We start from the raw sequence: 1938 nt of genomic DNA, 5'->3' as shown, positions 1-1938 counted from the left end.
GGACGGGGACACTATACCCTAAAGTTACTTTCCAACCTGGCTCGCCGCAATAGCGGCCGAAGAGTAGCCCTGATGGAGGCTCCGGTATGGCGCTTAGTTGCTTAGCTTAATGGAGTTGGCGCAATGTTGGGCGATTCTATCTGTTTAGTAATAATCTATTCCAATCTGGAAATCCATCAAGCAGAATTTTTTTTATAATTTTAGCAGCTAAGATTATATACTTGTTTTGATTTTTATGTATACGCTCAATTTCAGCAGCCTTATTTGATAATATTCCGGAATGCGCTATTTTAGACCTGATAGAATATATTTGCTTCAGGGTAGCATATACATCTTCTCTTTCTTTATTTGACTCACCCAACAACAGCGCTCCTCTTAACCGAAATGATAAAGACAGTTGCACAGAATTATTGTTGTCGTTTAACAAAAGCATTTCTAGTGCAATGCACATATCTAATATTTTATCTTTCGCATCACTCGCACATTTTGAGAGCATCAGCCGTCGAATCGATGATATCATATTTTCTCTAAAGTTAGCTTCTATATTTATGAGCCTGTTGTAGCATATTTGTATTATTTTCAACTGGCTGCCGTCTATTTCAGAAATATTATCGTTAAAATGAAATTCTTTATAATAGGTACCGCCCCCACCAGTAACCAATGATGGCAAGCCTATCAAATAATTAGTCATCAAATATGGAGCACAGACTATGTCATCAATTAGACTTATTGCGTAAGCCACCATCAGCAACTCAAATTTAGAAGTGCCTTCGTACTTTACTTCTTCGTTTTCCTTCCGAGTCTTCGGATAAGTATAGCTCCCAACAATGGCAGCCTTTGGAAATTGATAAAAAGGCATGTCCATTTGTGGATAGCTATCGTAAAATATTTTATCGTCAGTTATAGGCATATCCTTTATAGGCACAATTTTTATTGAATCAGTAATGTGTAGCGTGTCTTTTAATTCAATTCCAGTGACCCATAATATACGCTCAGCAGTATTTTGATCTCTTTCAAAATATTCATCTAGTTTTTGATCAGTAAATTCAAATCCAAACTCATTGCAAGAATAGATATACCATTCTGCAACACTCATAACATAGCTTTGTAAATTTAAGCTTCCAAACAATATCCATCTATCGTCAGAAACTAAATCTTGAAATCTCTTGTCGTCAGCTATTTTCTCTCTTATAACATTTCCTATATCTGACAATAAAAATGGCTTGTAATGGTGACGGATTGATTGATAATATCCTAATTGACGAATTCGGTAATCAACAAACTCGTGTTTAGGCAATGAAAATCTCATAATTAATGGAAATTAAATTAATTCTATATTAATTACTACTTATTCTCTACGAAAAAGTTAGGAACAAAATCATGCATTTATCTATCACACAATAAACAATTACAGCAAACTAGAAGTTATTAACTTTTAAAACTAAAAAACTGCACCCATGGAACCAATTCGCGTACGATACTCCGTATTTCACAAAGACGGTGCTACAATCGCCTACTTATATGGTAAAGAGGGCTTTGATATGCTAAATGTCCCGGTTGAAGAATATGACGGATCTCAAGTTCTCAAACCCGGAGTAAAATTAACCTACGATGCAACCGACTACAAAGTCCATGAAGTACGACATATTATGTTGAAGACCGCTGAAAAGATTGATACGCGATATGGAGTAAATACTTTATCTCCTCAAGAAGCCCACGGATACGAATATGATTCCGCAGTCATTATTGTTTTAGAAAATGTGTAAAGCTCGCTTAGTACTGGTTTAGTGGTACCGGACCGCCTTAAATGGCGGTCTTGTGTACCAAAGACCTGGGTAACAGAAGTCAACCCACCTGGGTAACACTTTTTAAAATTACGATTATTATCCTTGTTTTTCCTTTCCTGCGCCCGGGGCCTGGCTTCCTGGAGGCCGTAGG

2 protein-coding genes are annotated in these 1938 nt (G+C 36.7%); one reads left to right on the top strand and one right to left on the bottom strand.

Annotated features, from left to right (window positions below):
• Nucleotides 1-136: 136 nt before the first annotated feature.
• Nucleotides 137-1309, bottom strand: coding sequence for a HEPN domain-containing protein (locus NMA52_RS18650; protein ID WP_254829225.1), 1173 nt, complete (start codon nucleotides 1307-1309; stop codon nucleotides 137-139).
• A gap of 148 nt (nucleotides 1310-1457) precedes the next feature.
• Between NMA52_RS18650 and NMA52_RS18645 the strand changes: the two genes are divergently transcribed.
• The gene (locus NMA52_RS18645) at nucleotides 1458-1766 is read left to right on the top strand and encodes a hypothetical protein (protein WP_254829224.1); all 309 of its coding nucleotides are present in this window, start codon (nucleotides 1458-1460) and stop codon (nucleotides 1764-1766) included.
• Nucleotides 1767-1938 lie beyond the last annotated feature (172 nt).

This window comes from Lewinella sp. JB7 (assembly GCF_024297185.1).
Lineage (GTDB): Bacteria > Bacteroidota > Bacteroidia > Chitinophagales > Saprospiraceae > Neolewinella.
The sequence above is the reverse complement of the archived record's forward strand: the minus strand, read 5'-3'. Positions and strand labels throughout refer to the sequence as shown.